Origin of the sequence: Beijerinckia sp. 28-YEA-48, assembly GCF_900104955.1 — a bacterium.
In the GTDB taxonomy this organism is placed as follows: Bacteria; Pseudomonadota; Alphaproteobacteria; order Rhizobiales; family Beijerinckiaceae; genus Terripilifer.
In genome coordinates this window covers 390200-409143 of the sequence record NZ_FNSI01000001.1, presented here as the reverse complement: position 1 = coordinate 409143, position 18944 = coordinate 390200, and the positions used below count along the sequence as shown (strand labels likewise).

Annotated in this window: 28 protein-coding genes and 1 pseudogene; 4 read left to right on the top strand and 25 right to left on the bottom strand. The window is 61.1% G+C overall.

Annotation, left to right across the window (positions count from 1 at the left end):
• Position 1: 1 nt before the first annotated feature.
• The 9 genes and pseudogenes from BLW50_RS01915 to BLW50_RS01880 form a co-directional block, all read right to left on the bottom strand.
• A complete protein-coding gene (locus tag BLW50_RS01915; RefSeq protein ID WP_139267427.1) occupies positions 2 to 184 on the bottom strand; it encodes a hypothetical protein in 183 nt (60 codons plus the stop codon).
• A 4-nt stretch (positions 185 to 188) separates the two neighbouring features.
• Positions 189 to 326 carry a hypothetical protein gene (locus tag BLW50_RS30575; RefSeq protein ID WP_170849932.1) on the bottom strand — a complete coding sequence of 46 codons (138 nt, stop codon included), beginning with the start codon at positions 324 to 326 and terminating at the stop codon, positions 189 to 191.
• 65 nt (positions 327 to 391) lie between these two features.
• Positions 392 to 799, bottom strand: coding sequence for a phage tail assembly chaperone (locus BLW50_RS01910; protein WP_090696701.1), 408 nt, complete (start codon positions 797 to 799; stop codon positions 392 to 394).
• Positions 799 to 1254 carry a phage structural protein gene (locus tag BLW50_RS01905; RefSeq protein WP_090696698.1) on the bottom strand — a complete coding sequence of 152 codons (456 nt, stop codon included), beginning with the start codon at positions 1252 to 1254 and terminating at the stop codon, positions 799 to 801. Before BLW50_RS01905 ends, BLW50_RS01910 begins: the two co-directional genes overlap by 1 nt.
• Positions 1255 to 1272: 18 nt before the next feature.
• Positions 1273 to 2244 (bottom strand): annotated as a pseudogene (locus tag BLW50_RS30970) (DUF3383 family protein); the annotation flags it as partial.
• 468 nt (positions 2245 to 2712) lie between these two features.
• The gene (locus BLW50_RS01895) at positions 2713 to 3315 is read right to left on the bottom strand and encodes a phage neck terminator protein (RefSeq protein WP_090696675.1); all 603 of its coding nucleotides are present in this window, start codon (positions 3313 to 3315) and stop codon (positions 2713 to 2715) included.
• Positions 3284 to 3670, bottom strand: coding sequence for a hypothetical protein (locus BLW50_RS01890; protein ID WP_090696673.1), 387 nt, complete (start codon positions 3668 to 3670; stop codon positions 3284 to 3286). The genes BLW50_RS01895 and BLW50_RS01890 overlap by 32 nt, the downstream gene beginning before the upstream one ends.
• A complete protein-coding gene (locus BLW50_RS01885; RefSeq protein WP_090696671.1) occupies positions 3667 to 4065 on the bottom strand; it encodes a hypothetical protein in 399 nt (132 codons plus the stop codon). Before BLW50_RS01885 ends, BLW50_RS01890 begins: the two co-directional genes overlap by 4 nt.
• On the bottom strand, positions 4062 to 4490 hold the full coding sequence (locus BLW50_RS01880) for a DUF4054 domain-containing protein (RefSeq protein ID WP_090696669.1): 429 nt from the start codon (positions 4488 to 4490) through the stop codon (positions 4062 to 4064). The genes BLW50_RS01885 and BLW50_RS01880 overlap by 4 nt, the downstream gene beginning before the upstream one ends.
• Before the next feature lie 105 nt (positions 4491 to 4595).
• Between BLW50_RS01880 and BLW50_RS01875 the strand changes: the two genes are divergently transcribed.
• Positions 4596 to 4937 carry a DUF4870 family protein gene (locus BLW50_RS01875; RefSeq protein WP_139267426.1) on the top strand — a complete coding sequence of 114 codons (342 nt, stop codon included), beginning with the start codon at positions 4596 to 4598 and terminating at the stop codon, positions 4935 to 4937.
• Here the strand turns inward: BLW50_RS01875 and BLW50_RS01870 are convergent.
• The 8 genes from BLW50_RS01870 to BLW50_RS01835 are packed head-to-tail and all read right to left on the bottom strand — an operon-like array spanning position 4934 to position 11135.
• On the bottom strand, positions 4934 to 5149 hold the full coding sequence (locus tag BLW50_RS01870) for a hypothetical protein (RefSeq protein WP_090696665.1): 216 nt from the start codon (positions 5147 to 5149) through the stop codon (positions 4934 to 4936). The two genes, BLW50_RS01875 and BLW50_RS01870, sit on opposite strands and share 4 nt — an antisense overlap.
• A 9-nt stretch (positions 5150 to 5158) precedes the next feature.
• Positions 5159 to 6103: a DUF2184 domain-containing protein gene (locus BLW50_RS01865; RefSeq protein WP_090708556.1), complete on the bottom strand. Its 945-nt coding sequence runs from the start codon at positions 6101 to 6103 to the stop codon at positions 5159 to 5161.
• A gap of 32 nt (positions 6104 to 6135) precedes the next feature.
• Positions 6136 to 6573, bottom strand: a complete 438-nt coding sequence (locus BLW50_RS01860; RefSeq protein WP_090696664.1) for a structural cement protein Gp24 — start codon at positions 6571 to 6573, stop codon at positions 6136 to 6138.
• The gene (locus BLW50_RS01855; RefSeq protein ID WP_090696662.1) at positions 6573 to 7643 is read right to left on the bottom strand and encodes a DUF2213 domain-containing protein; all 1071 of its coding nucleotides are present in this window, start codon (positions 7641 to 7643) and stop codon (positions 6573 to 6575) included. Before BLW50_RS01855 ends, BLW50_RS01860 begins: the two co-directional genes overlap by 1 nt.
• A 19-nt stretch (positions 7644 to 7662) precedes the next feature.
• Positions 7663 to 8964 (bottom strand): DUF1073 domain-containing protein, encoded by a 1302-nt coding sequence (locus BLW50_RS01850; protein WP_090696660.1) that lies wholly within the window; start codon positions 8962 to 8964, stop codon positions 7663 to 7665.
• A 3-nt stretch (positions 8965 to 8967) separates the two neighbouring features.
• The gene (locus BLW50_RS01845; protein WP_090696658.1) at positions 8968 to 10515 is read right to left on the bottom strand and encodes a hypothetical protein; all 1548 of its coding nucleotides are present in this window, start codon (positions 10513 to 10515) and stop codon (positions 8968 to 8970) included.
• A complete protein-coding gene (locus tag BLW50_RS01840; protein WP_090696656.1) occupies positions 10463 to 10855 on the bottom strand; it encodes a hypothetical protein in 393 nt (130 codons plus the stop codon). Before BLW50_RS01840 ends, BLW50_RS01845 begins: the two co-directional genes overlap by 53 nt.
• The gene (locus BLW50_RS01835) at positions 10845 to 11135 is read right to left on the bottom strand and encodes a hypothetical protein (protein WP_139267425.1); all 291 of its coding nucleotides are present in this window, start codon (positions 11133 to 11135) and stop codon (positions 10845 to 10847) included. Before BLW50_RS01835 ends, BLW50_RS01840 begins: the two co-directional genes overlap by 11 nt.
• 828 nt (positions 11136 to 11963) lie before the next feature.
• On the opposite strand from BLW50_RS01835, the gene BLW50_RS01825 reads away from it, so the two are divergent.
• Positions 11964 to 12461 carry an anthrone oxygenase family protein gene (locus BLW50_RS01825; protein WP_170849931.1) on the top strand — a complete coding sequence of 166 codons (498 nt, stop codon included), beginning with the start codon at positions 11964 to 11966 and terminating at the stop codon, positions 12459 to 12461.
• Here the strand turns inward: BLW50_RS01825 and BLW50_RS01820 are convergent.
• The 6 genes from BLW50_RS01820 to BLW50_RS01795 form a co-directional block, all read right to left on the bottom strand.
• Complete coding sequence (locus tag BLW50_RS01820; RefSeq protein WP_210186015.1) at positions 12458 to 12874, bottom strand: DUF1801 domain-containing protein; 417 nt, start codon at positions 12872 to 12874, stop codon at positions 12458 to 12460. The genes BLW50_RS01825 and BLW50_RS01820 overlap by 4 nt on opposite strands.
• A 160-nt stretch (positions 12875 to 13034) precedes the next feature.
• Positions 13035 to 13568 carry a hypothetical protein gene (locus BLW50_RS01815; protein ID WP_090696647.1) on the bottom strand — a complete coding sequence of 178 codons (534 nt, stop codon included), beginning with the start codon at positions 13566 to 13568 and terminating at the stop codon, positions 13035 to 13037.
• A 9-nt stretch (positions 13569 to 13577) separates the two neighbouring features.
• Complete coding sequence (locus tag BLW50_RS01810) at positions 13578 to 13928, bottom strand: hypothetical protein (RefSeq protein ID WP_139267424.1); 351 nt, start codon at positions 13926 to 13928, stop codon at positions 13578 to 13580.
• A gap of 44 nt (positions 13929 to 13972) precedes the next feature.
• Complete coding sequence (locus BLW50_RS01805) at positions 13973 to 14230, bottom strand: hypothetical protein (protein ID WP_090696643.1); 258 nt, start codon at positions 14228 to 14230, stop codon at positions 13973 to 13975.
• Positions 14227 to 14739 carry a GcrA family cell cycle regulator gene (locus tag BLW50_RS01800; protein ID WP_090696641.1) on the bottom strand — a complete coding sequence of 171 codons (513 nt, stop codon included), beginning with the start codon at positions 14737 to 14739 and terminating at the stop codon, positions 14227 to 14229. The genes BLW50_RS01805 and BLW50_RS01800 overlap by 4 nt, the downstream gene beginning before the upstream one ends.
• Positions 14736 to 15023 carry a hypothetical protein gene (locus tag BLW50_RS01795; protein ID WP_090696639.1) on the bottom strand — a complete coding sequence of 96 codons (288 nt, stop codon included), beginning with the start codon at positions 15021 to 15023 and terminating at the stop codon, positions 14736 to 14738. The genes BLW50_RS01800 and BLW50_RS01795 overlap by 4 nt, the downstream gene beginning before the upstream one ends.
• A 219-nt stretch (positions 15024 to 15242) precedes the next feature.
• Between BLW50_RS01795 and BLW50_RS01790 the strand changes: the two genes are divergently transcribed.
• The gene (locus BLW50_RS01790) at positions 15243 to 15941 is read left to right on the top strand and encodes an XRE family transcriptional regulator (RefSeq protein ID WP_170849930.1); all 699 of its coding nucleotides are present in this window, start codon (positions 15243 to 15245) and stop codon (positions 15939 to 15941) included.
• Positions 15942 to 15977: 36 nt separating this feature from the next.
• Here the strand turns inward: BLW50_RS01790 and BLW50_RS01785 are convergent, their stop codons facing one another.
• Positions 15978 to 16313: an antibiotic biosynthesis monooxygenase family protein gene (locus BLW50_RS01785; protein WP_090696635.1), complete on the bottom strand. Its 336-nt coding sequence runs from the start codon at positions 16311 to 16313 to the stop codon at positions 15978 to 15980.
• 110 nt (positions 16314 to 16423) lie between these two features.
• Positions 16424 to 17323, bottom strand: coding sequence for a LysR family transcriptional regulator (locus BLW50_RS01780; RefSeq protein ID WP_170849929.1), 900 nt, complete (start codon positions 17321 to 17323; stop codon positions 16424 to 16426).
• 312 nt (positions 17324 to 17635) lie between these two features.
• Between BLW50_RS01780 and BLW50_RS01775 the strand changes: the two genes are divergently transcribed.
• Positions 17636 to 18934, top strand: coding sequence for an MFS transporter (locus tag BLW50_RS01775; RefSeq protein ID WP_090696630.1), 1299 nt, complete (start codon positions 17636 to 17638; stop codon positions 18932 to 18934).
• Positions 18935 to 18944 lie beyond the last annotated feature (10 nt).

Genomic DNA, 18944 nt, shown 5'->3' with positions numbered 1-18944 from the left:
CTTACCGCTTATCACGGAGCAGTTGCCGCAACTGGCTTCGCACGCGCTGAGCCTCGATCTTCTCCGCCAAGGCATCGGCAATCTCGGGCACGTGCCGCAAGGCCTGCCCCAAATGCCCCGCCTTGGCGTGGCGGCCAGCCTCCGCCAAGGCCCGACGGGCGCGCGCGCAAGGTTCACACGTCATCAAGTCATCCCTTTCGCTGCGCCCGTTCCATCGCCCGCGCGGACAGGGCATTGCGGAGATCGAGGATTTCATTGGCGTCGAGCATTTCGCTCAACGTCAATGTCCGCACGTCCGCCACGCTGTAGAGCGGCGGATCGGCCATGATCGGCCGCCAGGCCATGATGCGATGGGCAGCGTTCGGAGCGATCCGGCGCGCTTCATCGGCCGTCAGGAGGCTTTCCCCACCTGCTGAAGCACTTTGTTGAGCGCGCCGGCGGCGAAAAAACGGGAGAACTGCACCTCCGCCGCAAAGGCGCTGACGGCGATGATCTCGTCCAAGGTCGCCGGCTTCACGCCCACCACCACCGGTTCGCCATCGACCCGGCAATCGGCGAGCAGACGCTCCATGATTTGCCGGATCGCCGGGGTGTTGCGATTGCGGATCGCCAGCGAGAAGGCGCGCACGAAGGCGGCCTCCCCCTCCGGGGCGGAGGCCTTGTCGTTCTTCACCATGGACTCGATGATATCGGCGAAAGGCACCAGAATTTCTACGGCCAGATCGGCCAGATCGAACGCGTCCCAGCCGCAGATTTCATCGAACTTATAAACGTGTTTCCCAATCCGCTTCTCAGCCATCAGCCCCTCACCACGTCAACGCTGCCCGGTTCCCAGCAAGGGCAGAACAGCACCCATTCGCGCTCGCTCGCGTTCTTGCCCTTCTGCGGCATGCCTTCCTGCATGACGAGGGCCTGGGTGCAGCCGCCGCTTTCGCCGTTCGACATGTCGACGAAGCCGACGGGAAAGGTCAGCGCCGTCAGGCCGCCGGCGCGCATGCGCGCCACTTTGTTCTGCAGAAACTGGTTCATCGGGCTGGTCTGTAAAAGTTTCAAGGTGAGCTTGGCGCTGCGATCGGCCGAGATCGACAGCACCGAAGCGCCATCGGCGCCGATCTGCGGCGTGCCGAGATCGGTGTTGCGCTCGATGTTGATGACATCGTCGCCATCGCCAAAGCCGGTGACGCGGGCGCCATCGATGTGCAGCGCCACATTGTCCATACTATACGTGCCAAACGGCGCGCTATCCTGGGCCATTGCCTCTTCTCCTTAAACTTAGAACTGCATGGTCATGGTGACGGACGCGAAATGAACCGCGCCGGCATAGCGGAAGCGCACCTTGATGTCGGGCGCGATGCGGTTGCGCCGCTGCGCCACGGGGATCGACAGAACGTCGTCCACCTCGGTCTCGAAGGCCGGCACCAGATCGCCGGAAGCGGGATCGACCGTGTCGGCGATGATGCCGGCGGCGAAGGCGCGGCGCAGCGGCGGCTCCACGCCCCCCGAGATCAGATATCCGACGCCCGTATTGGTCATCGGCACGCGCGGCGCATTGGCGAGGAGCGACAGAACGCTCTCCTGCATGCGCGCCCGCATCCAGTCAGTGGCGTGAATTTCGTCGATGAAGGCGCGGCTCGGCACCGTGCCTTCGAGCAGCATGTCGAGGCCGCCGATGTTGACATAGCAATTGGCGGCATGGCCCGCGTCGCCCTGCACGCCGAGCGAGGGCACGAAGCCGGTGATCGCCTGCACCACGGCGGAGGATTTGTTGAGCGCGACGACGCCAGGCAGATTCTTGAATTTCAACGTATAGGCTTGGCCGCTGTCGATGCGCCCGCGCCGCGCCAGCGCATAGTTCGAGCGGTCGAGATTGCGCCCGGCGGCATAGCCCCAGGCGGCGGCGGCCAGATAGCTGTCGGGATCGGTGTGATAGAACACCGGCGAGCGATCATAGCTCTTGCTCTCGCAATATTCGGCGATGGAGCCGCCGAATTTCGGCGCTGTTGCCGTATGCGTGCCGCTCTGGGTGCCCGTGGTGGCGATGGCCGTGCCGCCGAGGGTGGCGGCGAGAGAGAAGGTGTTGGCGGTGGGCGTGGGAGTGGCCGCCACATAATAGAGCGTGCCGGCGAGGAGGCCCGTCGGCAGCGCACCCGTGGTGGCCAGGCGCACGAGGTCGCCGGCGGCAAGGCCATGAGCGTTCCAGGTGACGACGCCAGGCGAGGCGATGGTCATTGTCACCGTGGCGCTGCTGTCGGCCACGGTGCCCGGTGTCTCGGTGTCGATATCGTTGGAATCGAGGCCGAAGATGACGTTGCGGCTCTCGGCCCAATCGGCGAGCGCACGCTGGTTCACCGTATCGTTCAGCGCCTTCAGGTGCAGGCCCCAATACCAATCGGGGTCGGCGGCATAGAGCGTGTCGAGTTCAGCAGCAAAGGTGCCGGCCGGATTGAAATAGCCGAATTTCAGCGCCGGCGGGCGGACGCGCGCCTGGAAGAAGCGCTGCGCCGCCTTGTATTCCTCGGTGGTGGGCTGCCAATCCACGGCGACTTCCTCGATCGTCGCATAGAGCTTGGTGCGGCGGGTGGCATCGAGCTGGCCGGTAATGGTGGTCGGCGTCAGCAGCAGCGCCGTGGAAAAGCCTTGCGCCGAGGCAAAGCGATCTTCCCGCGTCACCGTCACATCGACGACGCGGCTATAGGGAATGCGGGCCATAGGCTAATCCTTCTGGTAGGTGAATGGTGCGGTGCGCAGCGAGAAACCGGCGGCTTCGACGCCGACACTGCCGCTTTCGATCACGTCGATGGCATTGGCCTCGCCAGTCAGGCCGGCGAGTTCGACCTCGAAACTGGCCCGGCCTTCCCACTCTTGGCCGATGAGCTGCGGCTGGTAATCGATATTGCCGACCGTGCGCGGCAGGATGCCGCCAAGATCCGTCGAGGCGCGGCAGGAGAGGAACGCGCTGCGCAGAACCTGCGCATAATCGACGGCCTTGGCGGCAAAGACATCGATCCTGACCTTGGCCAGGATCGATCGGATACGCCGCTCGGTGACAACCGGCTGCGCTTGCAACGCTGGATTGGTCGCCCCATGCGAACGGGACAGGATCACCGCCTCGCCATAGGTGACATGATCGGCTTCGCCATTGTCGATGAGGCCAAGCGGCGTCACCAGCGCATAGGGGCCATCGGGGCGCGGCGCGCTCTGGAAGGCACTGACGATGCCGACCAGCGGCTGATAGAGCGGATCGATGAAACGGCGCTCGTCATTGATAGCGATCAGATAGGTTTCAACGGCCGCCGATACGTCGTCCTCGGTCATCCACCTTTTCTCCGATGGCGCGGGTGAAGCCGCCCTCGCGGCGCGGCACGCTCTGAATGATGCGGTAGCGATCGCCCTGTTCGGTGATCACGATATCGGCGGCCCGGGCGCTGCCGTCGTCGCTGGTGCGCAGCTCGGCCTCGCTCCAGATGACGCGGTAGATCTCGGCCCGCTCGCCTTCCGGCAGTTGCGATAAATCTTTTTCTTGGGTGCTTTGCAGGACGGCGCGGATCGGCTCGCGCACGGGGATGCCCTCGGTCCAACGTCCCCCCTGCCAGGAGCCATCGATACGCTCGCGCGTCGCCGGCCGGGCATAGAAGCGCAGCGCCAGGGCTGACAGAGCGGTGGCGCTCATGGTTCGATCTTCCAGGTCACGACGGCGGCGATGGCCAAGCTATCCGCCACCTTCTCGGCGGCGATCCGATCCCGGATCATCTGCTGCGCCGCCTCACCCAGCTTGGGGAGCGCGTCAGCCAGCGTTTCGTCGCCCGCCAGGATGGCCCTGCCCTGCGCTCGCAGCTGCGCCTTGAGCGCCGAGCGACCGTCGAACATCGCTGTGCTGATGAAAGGCCGTGGCGGGTTGTCGGCGCCCGCGCCCTCGTGAAGACGCTGGGCGACCTCCATCACCGCTGGCGGCGCATCGATCAGGCCGACATTGACGGTCTGGGCGCCTTCCAGCGCCGCCCGCAGCTGCCTCAGCACCTTGTCGGCATCGCCACGGCGCTGGATTTTGGTGGTGATCGAGATCATGCGACCCACACCGCCGGCTGCGAGCGGCGCAGCAGTTCGAGATAATAGCGGCCATATATGGTGGCCTCGAAGCCGCTGCCCGTGACGGCGGCAGCGCCCGGCATGGTCGCGCCATTCGCATCGGCAAACTTCACCTTGGTGTCGCCAACCTCCACCGTCTCCACCGGCCCAGAGACGCTCATCGTCTCTTCGCCGATGGGTACGCTATGGCCACCGCCATCACCCAGGCCACCGTCATGGCCTTCCAGCGCCAATCGATGCGCCGTATAGGCCAATAACGCCGGCTTTTGATCGGCTGCAATCCAAGTGTCGGCGACCGCTGAACGGGCTTCGTCGAGGACCAGCGTGACCAAAGCCGGATCGACGCCGGCAAAGGCCGGATAGCGCGCCGCTAGATCGGCGGCGCTGATGAAAGGCAGCGGCATGGAATGGCTCCTGCGAGAATGTCGATAGGATGCCCCCGTTTCGCATTGTCACGCACTCACCACTTGTGCTTGAGTGGAGGGCTGACGAAATCCTGGGGGAATAGAGTGACAGACAGTACTGAAGTGGCCGAAACGTCGGTCAAGCCGAGAACATGGGCGTTGATTGTTTGGGGCCTGTATCTCGCCTCTTATGTGACGTTCTTTCTGACCTATCTGGTCGGACTGGTCATTGCCTATATGAAGCGGAAAGATCTGGAAGGCACACCGTTCGCATCGCATATGCGGTCGGCAATCAGCACATTTTGGATCAGCCTCGGCGTCGCTATCGTCGGTGTCATCACGGCACTTGCTCTGATCGGCTATGTCATCTTGTTCCTTCTGGCGGTTTGGCACTTGTATCGCGTCATCCGCGGCCTCGTCCGCGCTGCCGACAGCAAGCCCTACTAAGAACCGGCGCTGTTCCTGCGGCCCTTCGGCTTGTTATCGTTCGTCCCGGCATCCGATGCCTGGACATCGAACTGAAACCAGCCCGTCGCCCTGGCGACTTTGAGCTCCACTGCCGACAGCGCGACCTCGCGCTGTTCGCCCGGCTCCAACAACACCAACTCGTCCCGCGCGTAAAAGCCGCGCGGGCCCTTCTGCAGGTTCGTCACAAGCATGATGCGTCCTCAGATGCCGTCGAGATAGCGCACTGACTTCGGCCGGCGAATATCGACGCCGCCGAGGCGGAAAATGCCCGGCACCTCGAACAGCATCGGCCCCGCCTGCCAGGCCGGCAGGAAGCGGAAGGGCATCGGCATATGCAGCTTGACCACCTCCGGCAAGCGGCGATAAGCGACCATACGTTTGGTGGCACCAGCCCCCACTGTGTCGAGAAAGCCAAACATGCCGCGCACGGTAAGCGGCTGCCCGGTGGAGCGGGTATAGATATTGTTGCGCTCGATCCAATCAAGGATCGTCGTCGGGCTGACCATGTCGAGCCGGCGCGTCGAAAGATCGAGCAGCACCGTGTAAGGTAAGAGCAACGTGTCGGCGAGATCACGCCCCAATGTGCCGCTGGCGATGCCGGTGAGTTGCGCATTGATGTCGCGCAACACCAGATCCGGTGATTTCGACGCGAAGGTGGTGGCCGACCCGGTGCCGTCAGCTGGCGCTGTCGTCGCCGTCGGCGTTGTGGCATTGACGAGGCCCGTGAAGCCCTTGGCCGTGTCGCCAGCGAAAGCCACTTGCTCGATCTTCTCCTCGGCAACACGGCGGGCGAGATTGGCCTTATCGGCGGAGAGATTCATGCCCAGCAATTGCGCCTTGCCGAGTTCATCGAGATCATAGCGATAGCCGATGGCGGCCATCGCCACCGTCGTCTCGAATTTTTCGCGCGTCAGCTCCACATGCGCCACGTCCTGTGCCTTGCCGGAAAACCAATCCGCCTTGCCAACACCGTCCATGGAGAAATAGGTGACCGAACTGATCCACTCCGGTGCCGAAATATCGACGGGAAGCAGCGCCGGATATTGGATGTCCTGATAACGCGCCTCATAGATGGTCGGCTCGATCAGTGCCGCCTGGGCGACGAGAAAGGCCAGCGCTTTCTGCGGCGCGTCGAGAATATGCATGGTCATGAAGGATCCTTTCGAAAGGGCGATGCTTAGGCGAGGCGGAGCTTGGCCAGGCCAGCGCCAGCAGCCGAAGAGTCCCAGCTTGCATTGGCGATCAGCGTGTTGGACGCGGCGACATTGGTGAGCACGCCGGTCGCCGGCACGAAATAGACCGGGTCGTTCATAGCGACAGCGACCGAGGCCTGGACCCAGATCACGCCCTTCTTCATCACCGCGACGGTGGCGTTCTGAGCATAAGTATCGCCGGCCTGCGTCGGATCAAGTACCGCAATGCCGACGAATTTCTTCGCCGCTTCCGCATCGGTCACCGTATTGTCCTGGTCGCCCTGCACGCAGACCTTACCAAAGCCGACGCCTTCCGCATCCTCGACGATCTTCGAGACGATGATGGTCGGTTCCGAATTGGCGATCATGCCTTCAACTGCGGCGGCATGGACGGCGGTATAAGTGGTTTGAACTGCGGGCATCAAGCCGCTCCCTTCTGCGATGGCGCCTTCCAGGCGCTCTGAACAAAATCGACCATGCCGCGATGGGCCTTGCCGACGGTGGAAGCATCACTCTGGATGCCATTGGAAATGACGGGACGAACCGGATCTCCAGTTCGCTCGCCGATAAGATCGAAGCGTGCCTCGACATAGTCGTCGGATCGGTTCGCCACCGCGCCATCGCCCAACACCCGCGTCACCACGACGCGACGGATGGCGGACGCATCAAGGCCATTGACGTCAAGGTCGGCGACGATGGCGCGAGCGCGCCCGATCAGTTCAGCCCGTTCAGTGACGAGCGCGTCGAAGCGCGCCGGATCAATCTGTGTGGCGCGCAGCTTCTCGATCTCGGCATCGCGCGAGGCCAGCGCTTTGTCATGCAGCGCCAAGGTGCGCCGTGCCTCCTCAAGCCCGTCCCGAAGAGCGGCCACAGCGATTGCTGCGACCTCCGGCAGGTCGACGGTACCGCCGTCAAGGATCACCCTTTGTAATTTCATCAGATCCTCTTCTTCCGATTGCCGCTCCTGTCCGTCGCCGAGCCGGCAGGCAGCACCCGCCCGACCCATGGCGACGATCGCGAGATGGTTGCCTCTGATGTTGCGCTGAACCGCGTCATAGGGTTCGCCTTCCGGCGTCGTGCCTGTCTCGAACCGCAGATCGCAGGAATAGCCGCAGGAGAGTTCGCGCTTACCGCCGCGCACAGCTGATATCGCCGCCCGGTCCATCAGGATCATCGGCACGCGGATGAAACCACCGTCGCGCGCCACCTGGTCGCCGGTCATGCCGACCGCATGGCGCTTCCAATTCAACGCCGACACGGGCTCATCGGGATGATCGTCAGTGACCGGCCGGTGCGCGAAAGAGGTCATGGCGGCAGCCGAAAACACTTCCGCCTCCGGCCGCCAGACACGAACCCGTTCACGGTTCGGCTGCCCGACCTCGTGGCCAGCATAGATCTGCACGCCGGCCCGCGCGATTTTGGCGTCGCCGACCAGATAGCCGTCCACCGTCTCCCGCACGTCGCCGAGCGGCACTCTGTCTGTCAGATGCATGATGTAAGAGTCCTATGAATTAATTTCGACCGACGGCCGCGTTCCCGTAGGCCGCCTCAATCCCCGGAAACATCCCGTCCTCAATCAGGCGATTGCGCAGTCCCAGGGCTAACACTTCAGTCGGGACAAGCCCGCTCTCTTTAAGCGCAGTCACCGCCTGACTGAGTTTCAGCGCAATATCGGCTTTCTCGACGGCGCTAAGTTGCCAGAGCGGCGTGAATTCGTAGTAGATGCCTGATGGACGTGAGCCGAGCGCCGAGCGAATGAGGCATTGGTCGATGCGCTCCAGGCGTGGCGCAAGATCGACACGTTGATGGGCGGCGATGCGATCGTAATAATTGCGGATGTCACCATCGCCCGTGGCATTGAGGCCGGCTGGCGCTTGGCCGACGAGCCGCGTCACTGGAATGTCGGCGGCACCGGCCGCCACTTGCAGGAACTGGCGTAGCAGCTCTGGAAATTGCGTGAAATCGATCTGGCGCTGCTGCCATTGCTCGGCGACCGCTTCGTCGCCACCTTGCAGCAGCAGCACGCTATGCAGGCTCTTGAGCAGATTGGCATTGAAGAAGCGCGCCGCCAGCCGGTTCGTCCCCTCTTCCGTCGCCAGCGTGTTCTGCAGGTTCGGAACGCTGACGATATCGATCTTCAGCTCCGGCAAAAGCGCCGCCACATGCTGCTGCGACGATGCAGCGTTACACACAGCATCATAGACGATCTGCAACACCGGATCGCCCCAGCCCTGTGCACCCGCCGCCGACAGAGAGGACATCGGCTCAGGATGCGGGGCGCCGACGAAGCGCACCATGCGCGAGGGATGGACCCGTACCGCCTGGCCGCGCCCGTCAGCGAGCTCATAGTAAAGCGGCTCGCCGAAGTGAGCCGACAGCGGATCACGGTCGATCTCACCGCAACGCACTTGAAATGGCGTTAGCACATGCAGATAGGTGAGCCCGCCAAGACCGAGACGCTCGACATCAAGCGGCGCGGCGACATCGCCATCGCGGGTGCCGAGATAGACCGCCGCACCACCATAGAGCCGCGCCAACTGCAAGGCCCTGGTACATTTCTCACGCAGATTCAGTCGCTGTTCCTCGCGCTCGATCCGGTCGATCTCGCTTTGCGCCGCCTGCCACAAACGCCATTCCCGTGTCGCGTCGAAAGCGACGATATCGACAATCTTGCGCGACAACCAATCACAGCGGTACATGGCATCGAGTTCGTCACGGCCGAGCAATTTAAGGCTGAAGGCCTGCGCCGTCGACTTGTCCTTACCCGTGCCAAGCCCGGTGACCAGATTACTGAGGCGGTCAAACAAAAGCATCGCTCAAACCACCTCCAGCATGCCATAAAGATCGGGTTCCACAAAAGTAAGCATCAGCGCATCGGCATGATCGGGGCTGGCAATGCCGCGTTGGCGCAATGCCGGCTTCCCCTCAATGACGATGCGTCCTTTGTCGTTGCGCTCCCATTTCACCAGGGAGAGCTGCAAGCAGAGCGCGTCCGATTCCGCGTCACCACTCGGCAAAGCAAGGAGATCAGCGCGGGCATGGGCCCTCCCCTTGTTACCTTGCAGAAACTGCACGTGTTCGTGGGTGCGCTGCAAAGCCGTGCGGCACAACCACCAGATCTCGGCCTTCAGATTGCCGAACATCTCGCTCGACAGACGCCCGTCCGGCCAGCGCCGGCGCGATGGTGAGGCGCCTGTGTTGATCGGCGCAATGGCAAGGCGACCCGATACATCCTGCTTCATCAGAGTAGAGGCGACCCCGGCGCCAACGCCAGGCGCATCGAAACTCAGAACCCGCGCATCGGCGCACCGAGCGATATCGAGCGCCCACAAGGCCGTGTCGGTCGTATCCGGATCATCGCGTGAAATAGGCGGATCGACGAAAGCACCACGCCGCGTGACCGCCACCGACTTTGCCTTGCCGGCCCCCACATCGAGACCGACAATGGCGCTTTCAGCGACGAGCCCCGGCTCAAGCAGCCCCAACCGTTTGGCGCTTTCAACCCAAACCGCTGGAATGCATGCCCCCTCTAGTGAGGCGGCATAGTCGATGTCATATTCGCTCGCCCAGGCGGCAGGATCGGCGAAACTCGCCCGCTTTGCCAACGCCCAGCTTTCCGATTTACGGGGATCGTCGCGCCAATGCAGCCGGGCAATCTGATGCGCTTTGAGGATCGAATGACGCTTGCGGGCAAAGAGATTGCCCATGCCATTCACCGACGACGCCCAGATCACGCAATCACTATTGCCAGACAGCGCCCGCTCCACCGTATCGGCATGGGGCACGAAGGCAGCCTCGTCGAGAAAATAAACCGACGAGCGCCCGCCGCGCCCCATGTCCTCGCCGCCCTCGCCTGAAATCACCCCGCCATTGGCCGGATTGACCAAGCGCATGGACGTATCGTGCCGGGCAAAGTTAAACCCCTCTGGCAGCATCGCCCGGGGCAGGCGGCGCAGCATCAGACGCAATTTGGCAAAAATGCTGTCTGGGTTGTCACGCCGATCAACATAATCGACCTTGCGTGAACCGAAGGTCGCCTTGAAGCCGGGCATGAACAGCCATTGATGCAAAGCGACGCCAGCGCAAAGATAGGTCGCGCCGACATCACGGCTCTTTTCGAGGAGTCCTTCTTCCCCAGCCTGAATACGCGCCAGCATCCACAACACGATCTCGCGCTGTTTTGGCCACAACCTCAACGGTACAAAAGCGCCACCGGCCTTGCCGACGAGGCGTGGATCATAGGTCCACACCCAATGGTCGAACCAATGCAGGATGTCGGCGCCACAGGTCGCTATCTCGGTCTGCCAATGATCATTCTGTTTCTCGGCTGCCCGACGCACCCGTTCCGCCCTCACCGCGCCCATCACCGACTTCGGCGAAGGCAAGGTCTTGTTCAAAATCTTGGACAATCGGACCGAAGAGTTGTTCGAGCGCCGCGAGCTGTTCTTCCGTCGCATGGCTCAAATCGAGGGTCTGAATCGGGCCGCCATCGGCGCCCGAATGCTGCAACGAGGCAAGTTTAGGATGCATATAGGGCGCGACATCCTTGGCGAGCGCGGCGGCCGTATCCCAATCGCCTCGAGCCGCATGCTCACGCATGGCGCGCAGCATGACATCCAGAGGCGAAAGACCCTGCGTTGCAGGATCAAGCGGAACACGATCTTGCGTCGGCGCGGCAGCAACTGCGGCACGCTTACGCGGCATCTAAGGGCGCCATTTCAAACTCACCGCACCAATCCGATTGGTGGACCGTGGGCCACTGGGCTTGATAACTGCTTTCGCTCGGCACCGGATAATAGTCGTCGACCTCGTCGGGATTGGTTCCAACAGCCGTATATTGCGCAGTCGAAATGTGCCCCAGCATATCGGCGATATGTTCAACCATCAGCATCGATGGTTGTGGGCTGCGCCGCCGGCAAGAGCCATCCACATGAGTCTCACGGAAACGACGCCAGAACCGGCAGGACGTGCATTCGTCTTTCATGGGCACCTCTGAGTGAAATCAACCGTGCCCGGCGCGGCGCGCAGTACGCCTCTCACCCCCTGCACGTATAGCATTCCAACCCGGTCCATCGTCAACGCCATGGCGCATATCCGCCGCGACACTTTGCTCAAACCGGGGTTATGAGATGATGAAGAAATACACTGCGATACAGCGACTTCTCTTACTTTTATCCATCTTATAGTGAGCTTATCGCTCTGCTCCGCTGGCTTCATCACAGCCTTCGCGAAGCCTCCCTTGGAGGCTCCGTTCAGCCGATGGCCACGAATATATTCGCAAGCGTCCTTCAGCCACATCATGATGGCACAGTACGGAAAGATTGGTGCATCACGCTGCCAAATTGCTGCCGATATCGCCGCGCGCTTCTTCACGCGGATCAGGCAATCCATTAGGACAGATTGATAAATGAGACTTGTTTGATAGCGTCGTCAGCGCGAACGCAGTGCGCCTCTCACCCCCGCACGTATAGCATTCCAGACCCGTCCGTCGTCAACGCCCCGGCCAGCTCCGATCGTAGCTCATTGCTCCAACTGATCAGCCTGGCAAAAGAAGACAGGGCTTGCAATACAATGCCTTAGGGCTCTCTTCATCGACCCGCGATTGAGCTTTCCGGCCATCAGCCCTTTCCCACCTGCCGCCCGCATTGGGGCGCAGATGTCCCGTTTCCGACCCCACGAGAGGCCCCTACGGCTGCGAATATATTCGCGTTTTGACGAGACCGTCCCATTGACGGCCAACCCGGCTTCCTGCACTTTTAGTGCTTTCATTCCCCGCTATCGGCAGCAGCGCGATTCGCCGCAGGAGAGCCCCGTGTCCGCGCGTCTTGTCTTCAACGTCTTCGCCGTCGGCGGCATCTCCATGTTCGCAGGCATCATGGCGCATATTGGCTTTTCCTTTGGCGCTTATTGGCAGAGTCTGCCACCGACAACCTTTCTCGAATGGTTCGCTGCCTATGCACCGTTCGTCGGCCGCACAATCCCGCTTTTTGTCATTGTCAGCTTCATCGGCCTCGCTGGCTCGCTGTGGTACGACTGGAATGATTCATGGCGTCGAGGCCTGTGGCTCGGTGTCTACGCCTGCATGATCGGTATTTTTATTATCACCTTTGCCTGGCATCTTCCCGTAAGCAGCCAGCTTCTGTCGCGGACCATGACCTCGGATAAGGTACCCGCCATGCTCGACACATGGCTGAACCTGCATTGGCTGCGTGTCGCCATCGCGCTTCTGGCTTCCATCCTCAGCATCGTCGCGGTAAGCCGCAGCGATACACCGACGAGAAGCGAGGACGCGGACGAAATCTGGCGCTAACCGGGTACCAGCATCACTCGCTTGGCGCGATGATAGGTCAGCGCCATCGCCAAACATATCCGCAGCGGTGTCTCTGGCAGGTTGCGTGTTGGATCAAGAATGATCGCCCTGTCACCAGCCAGAGTGAGCGTATCTGCGAACTGGGCCCGAAAACTGTCCAGCAATGTTGTCTTGCAATTGAAATAGACGGCGCACCGGTCCGGCTGCTTGGGGACCCGCCCAAGTCGGATGGTGCTGCCGCTTTTGGAGGCCTCCGTCAGATAAGCCGGCTCACCCCATTTCAGGGTTTCGGTGAGCACGCCGATGCCTTCAATCGTAGCAGCCGTGATGAAGATCAACCGCCGAACCTCCATCAGGCAGGTACTGACCTGCGACGGATAGCTCCGGAAAACCGCAGCCACATCGGCAGGCATTGACGGCATTTTCTTTACGACTTTGGCGGTGCGCATCGTTGTCAGGGGGACGGGAGGGACTGTCTAGCCTATAACCGGATTTGCCAGCTGGCAAAACGCCAGACCGCCCTCTGATCAACGTTCCCGGGCCAAAGCGGCAATATCCTAAAAGCCTTCCCCTTCAGAACACCCCTATTCCGCGCCGGTTCAGCATGGCTGCACAAGCCTTCAATCCGCTTTCGCGACGCGCATAGAAAGAGCTCTTCGCCATTCCCAACGCCTGCGCCTTCTTGGCGACGGATTGACCGAAGGCAGAGGCCATGGCCCAGCGGGCCAGAACCTGCGCGCCCAGCGCGTCCTGGTCGCGGAAGGCGCGCAAGAATTCGTTGCACTGTTCCATGTTCTGGATTTCCAGAGCAGACGGCTGCGAGCGATCGCGGTTTTGCTCAGCCTGATGCTCCTTCAGGATTTCTGGATCCTCCACCTGCGCCAGCCGATCGGCCCAGTCGTGCATATAGGCGGGGCCATGATTGCCGGGCACGCGTGGGCCTTTCACCCGCGGCAAACGACGAAGAACCGCGAAAGCCTCCACAAGTCGGCGCGACAGATGATCAGGTGTCCACAATTCCGGAATCGGCTCAACCTGTGCGACGTAAGGATACTCAAGACTATTGACCCGAAGGGCTGCGAGTTCAGAGACCGAATAAGCACGCATATTGTCTCCTCAATTCTGGTCATCGAGAACATTGTCGAGCAAGGCAGCATCACGGCCGAGAATCTCGACCGTGCGACGCATCAGCTCCGCAGGGGTGACGCCACGGCGCGCAGCCGCCACCTCGAACACGGCAAACGCGGCCTTCGACGCATTGAAGCGGACGTCGCCACCGACGACGTCGCGGATACGCACGCCAAGACGATTGAGCTGGCGGCGGACGGAAGCTGCGGAAGATCGGACCCAAGGATCGGTCGCAATCGCCTCATAGGAAACGCCCTGGCCGCAAAGGAAGCAGGCCCAGGCGATACGCCGCATCGGCCAGCGCCGCGATATGGGATGTGCCTCCACCGGTGGAGCCAAAGACGCCTCCTGCGGCAATGTTTGTTGGTTCACCACCGGACCTTTCATGTCTTATTGTCCCACAGCGCGCTCGGTCTCGTGCGCAGCAGATGCGCGACGTCTTGCGCCAGACGGCCCTGTAGACGTGCGGATTTCTTGGACGACCGAACAAAAGGCTCGGCTTCCGGCTTCGGTGCAGAGGGAATGATGCGTTTCTCAATACGCACCATCATCAGCCGCCCCTCACGCATCACCGGTTGCACGGAAAACGAAGGACGCTTGTAGGCAATCTTGTAGGGTGGCCGGTCAGCATCGAGGCTCATGCAGTCCCTCCACTGCTACGCGTGGAGGCTCGTTTGAGGACCCTCAACACCTGGTCGGGCGTGCACCACATGCGCGATCGACAAGCTGGGCAATAGGACGAACCAAGCACCGCCACGTTGCCGCAGACCAAGCGGTCGAACACATCCTCCTCTTCGCCGATGATGTTGCGACATTGGCCGGGCGCCATATCAGCCCAACGTGTCGGCATCCCAGAGGCTCGCGCCGCCGGGAGCTGTATAGAATCCTCGACCTCCTCGCGACGCGGCTTGGCAATCGGAATAGGAACGCGTGGACGCGGCATGTCATCTCCCTCCGATTGAACTGATCGAGCCACCTTGTTCGACGCGCGACGCGCTGGGAGCTCAAGCCGGCTGGCCCGACCGATCACCGCATTGCGGCTGCATCCAAGCCGCGCAGCAATTTCAGCCGTCGGCAGATGTTCGGCCCAAAGGGTGCGCAGGATCGCATCCTCATCGACGCCCCAGCGCGCATTGGCCGGCGCGCTCATCGCGGCACCAGATGTAGGGCCATCCGCTCCGGATCGGGATCCTGCGGACCACCTGCGCTCAAACAAGCGGCCGTCCAGAAGAACAGGCCGCGCGCAAATCGGCTGGTAATCCGCACCACCTTGTAGCGCAGGCCAGCCCCATCGCTGCCGATCAGAATGTAATCGCCGGGCCGAATATCTTCGCCGCAGCCCCAGCCGCTGACGGTAACGAGATCGCCGTCGCCTACACGGGCACGATCTGGGTCGTGATAGGCGTCTTCATAGCGCAAATCGTGGGTGAACATGTGCCTCCGCTTCGCCGGGCAAAGCCGGTCCATGCGCCGCTTCCGCGTCGCTGTTTTCGTTGCTGTTTGGTGAGCGCTGGCCTAGCCGCCGCGGCGGCTCAGGCCCTGATAAGGAAGATTCGCATCGCTATCCGTCCATAACCATATTCAAGCGCAACTTGATTAATAAGTCAAGTAATGCTTGCTTTATCTTTTCAAGTTAGGCTTTACAATCATCCCATGAACGCGAGTCACTTTTCCGCCCACCTCAGACGCCTGCGCAAGGATCGTGGCCTTGTTCAGAAGGACATCGCCGAAGCGCTCGCCGTTTCGGTGCAAGCGGTTTCGCAATGGGAAAAGGGTGAAACTACGCCCGAATATCCAAAGGTGATGAAGCTCGCGGAGTTTCTCGGGGTTTCGCTCGACGAATTGTCGTGGGAGGACGCAGAGATAAGGCCGGATCCCGCGCCCCCCTCCAAAACCGTGGTGCGTGTCGCCGGCCTCGTCGGGGCCGGTGCGGAAATCATGCCCGACTACGAGCAGATTCCAGACGGGCTGTATGACATCGACGTGCTGGTGCCTGTGCCTGAGGGCGCTGTCGCGCTACAGGTGGAAGGCGACAGCATGTTCCCGCGCTATGACGCCGGCGACGTGGTGATCTGCTGGGGCGAACCCACGAGTACGAATGAAATTGTCGGCTGGGAAGCCGCGGTGCGTACATCCGACGGCAGGCGCTATCTTAAGCGCATTCTACAGGGACAGAAGAAAGGTACATTCGACCTTGAGAGCTACAACGCCCCGCCGATCCGCGGCGTTAAGCTCGAGTGGGTTTCACGCGTCCATCTCGTCGTGCGCGCCGGCCACTGGCAGCGCCTCTCCCCTCGCGAGAAAATTCGGTTCATCAAAAAAGCGACAGGCGGCTCGCTGAAGCGTAAATAGCGAGAACAACGAGCGAACGCCTGCCTCGTCGTTAAATCACCACGACCAGTCTGTCCTCGGCTGCGGCGCCTCGCCATCATAGTGAAGGTTGACGATGGCCTCGAATATGGCGGGATGTCCCCGCACACCCTCGATGGTGTATTCGGTCGGCCGGTAGTCGTCATGCGTCGAGCGCCAAGCTTCAGCGCTCTCCCACTTCGCTATGTTGATGAACTGAAAAGTCTGATTGCCGACGCCAGTGTTGCGGTGCAGATGCGTCTCGATGAAGCCTTTCTTTTTGCGAAAGACTTCCGTGGTCCTGCGCCAATGCTGCAGGAACTCCTCTTCCTTGTCTTCCGGCACAATGAACACATTGAGCAAAGTAACAGGCATCAACCCCTCCGCCGTTGCATAGGCCAGACAAGCCCTCCCAGGCCCAGCAAAAAGTAAACCAATCAGTTTAAAATAGCAAGAAACTCGCCGAGGGGCCGCTGTGCAGCACGTTACGCAAGAAGCGTCTGCTTCAGGCCAGCGATATCACTGCCCGCCTCCACATTGTTGCGAGTGACCAGATAGATATCGCAACGCGCCCAGTCTTCGTCGATTGGAATGCAGACGAGTCCCCGCTTAGCAACCTCGCTCGCCGATATGCCCATCGGCAACACAGTGATCCCGAGGCCACCTTCGACTACCCGGCAGATCGAGGCAAAATCGCTGACCGCGATACCGTGTTGCAGTCCAACGCCACTTTCGCTGGCTTTCGCTTCCAGCAGATCGGCAATCATCGACGCATGCGGGACGATCAGGGGTTCGCTCACAATATCCTTCAGATGCAATGCCGCTTTGCGGGACAGAGGATGATCGGGTGGCACCACGACCCCAAGCCGGTCAGCTCGGTACAATACAAAATCCAGGCTGGGAGAGGGATGGAAACCAAGCACGATGCCAATATCGGCATCGCCCGCGAGCAAGCCTTGAATAATGGTGTCGGTGGTCTGCTCTATGACGGACAAACGGACCTGAAAATTGGCACGCAAATAGCCGCGCAACTGCTCAGGAAGCCCGCCGAAGATAACCGGTCCGCTGACGGCAAGCTTGAGATCGACAGTCGAACCGCGCTTGAGACGGGCAATATCAGCCTGCAAAGCGTCGATCTCTTCGGCGCGATGGCGGGCGAGTTCGGCTATCGCCAAGCCAACATTGGTCAGGCTCAACGTGTTCGACTGGCGGTTGAGGATATCCGTACCCAAAACATCTTCGAGTTTACTAACCCTTCGGCTCGCAGCTGAAGGTACGATGTGTAATTCCTCGGCGGCACGCGAAAGATGGCCAAAGCGGCCGATGGCTGCGATCAGACGCAACGTTCTGGGCGTCAATTGATCGTCCAGAGCTTCCCATTTCAAGCCCGCCTCCCCTCCAAATTCCACATCGGTCTACAGACCAGGCCCAGCCAAATCATGGCCTTCGCAGCTTCCCGGCGGGCGCCGATCAAGCACCCGTCCCCCTTTTAAATCAAGACCATTGCCACCACACATAGCGGTCCTCGCGCCGGCGGCACGTCACCCATTTGCCGGAAAGACAAAACCGCTTGCCCAAATGGTCATCGACACGCCAACCACCGCTCCTCATGTTCCCGCCCGCCGTCCTTGGCGACTGAGCCAGGCAAGGCTGGGCACAACAAGGCTGCGCACAATGAATCGGGAGGGAAGAAGCACATGACTATTGAGGTTGCGCAAGGAGCGATCGCTGGCGATAGCCATTCTCGCGTGAAAGTCGCTCTCTCCTGCTTCCTCGGATCGGCGATAGAGTGGTACGATTTCATGTTGTACGGCTTCCTCGCGCCGATTGTTTTCGACAAACTGTTCTTCCCCAAGTTTGATCCGGTGGTCAGCAGCATCGTTGTGCTCGGCATTTTCGCGGTGGGTTTTGTGGCACGGCCGTTGGGGGGCCTGTTCTTCGGCCATTTTGGCGACCGGATCGGTCGCAAGCCGGTGATGGCCACAACCTTGATCCTGATGGGCCTGTCGACCACCGCTATTGGCCTCCTGCCAACATATGCAACATTCGGCATCTGGGCGGCGGTACTGCTATTGGCCTTGCGTTTCTTGCAGGGTTTCGCGCTCGGCGGCGAATCGACTGGCGCGCCCGTGCTGATGCTCGAAAGCGCGCCTGAAGGAAAGCGTGGCTTTTTTTCATCGATTGCCCAATCGGGAAATTTCGCTGGTGTCGTTGCTGCCACGATCGCGGTTTCAGCTGTTGCCAGCCTGCCTGAAACCGACCTGCTCGCCTGGGCTTGGCGGATTCCGTTCCTGTTAAGCGTTGTTCTCGTCGGGCTTGGCGTCTATGTGCGCTTCAAAGTCGAGGAATCTCCGGTGTTCCGCTCTACAACGGCGCCACTGCGGGTGCCTCTGATGACGGTGCTCGCCAAATACAAGAAACCGGCTCTCATCGTCTTCTGCTGCGCCTTATCGGAATCCGGCGTGTTCTATCTGACCTCGATTTTCGGCCTCTCTTATGGCGGCAGAACATTGGGCATCGACCAGGCGACTTTGTTGCACGGCGTCCTGATCGGCAATGTCCTGGCCATCGCCATGGTGCCGTTCATGGGCGCCCTCTCCGACAGAGTTGGCCGCCGCCTCATTCTGGGCGCCAGTTTCCTGCTTGCAGCGCTATATGTCTGCTTCTTGTTCTTTCCGCTGTTGCAAAGCGGCGATACATTCAAGATCGCCCTCGCCATAGCCATCCCCGGCATTCTTCTGCAGCCGATGCAGATCGGCGTCACGTCGAGCTTCTATCCGGAACTGTTTTCCGATAGTCGCGTCCGCTTCAGTGGCGTGTCTCTCGGTCGTCAGTTTGGCACCATCCTCGGCGGCGGCATCATGCCCGTCGTCGCGGCGAGCCTGCTGGCCTGGGGCGGTGGATTGACCTATGTGCTGATTTATTTCGCCGTCGTCTCAGCCATCTCGCTCGCGGCCGTCATCATCGCCAGCGAGACAAGAGATCGTCCAATCTAGGCGAGCTTCA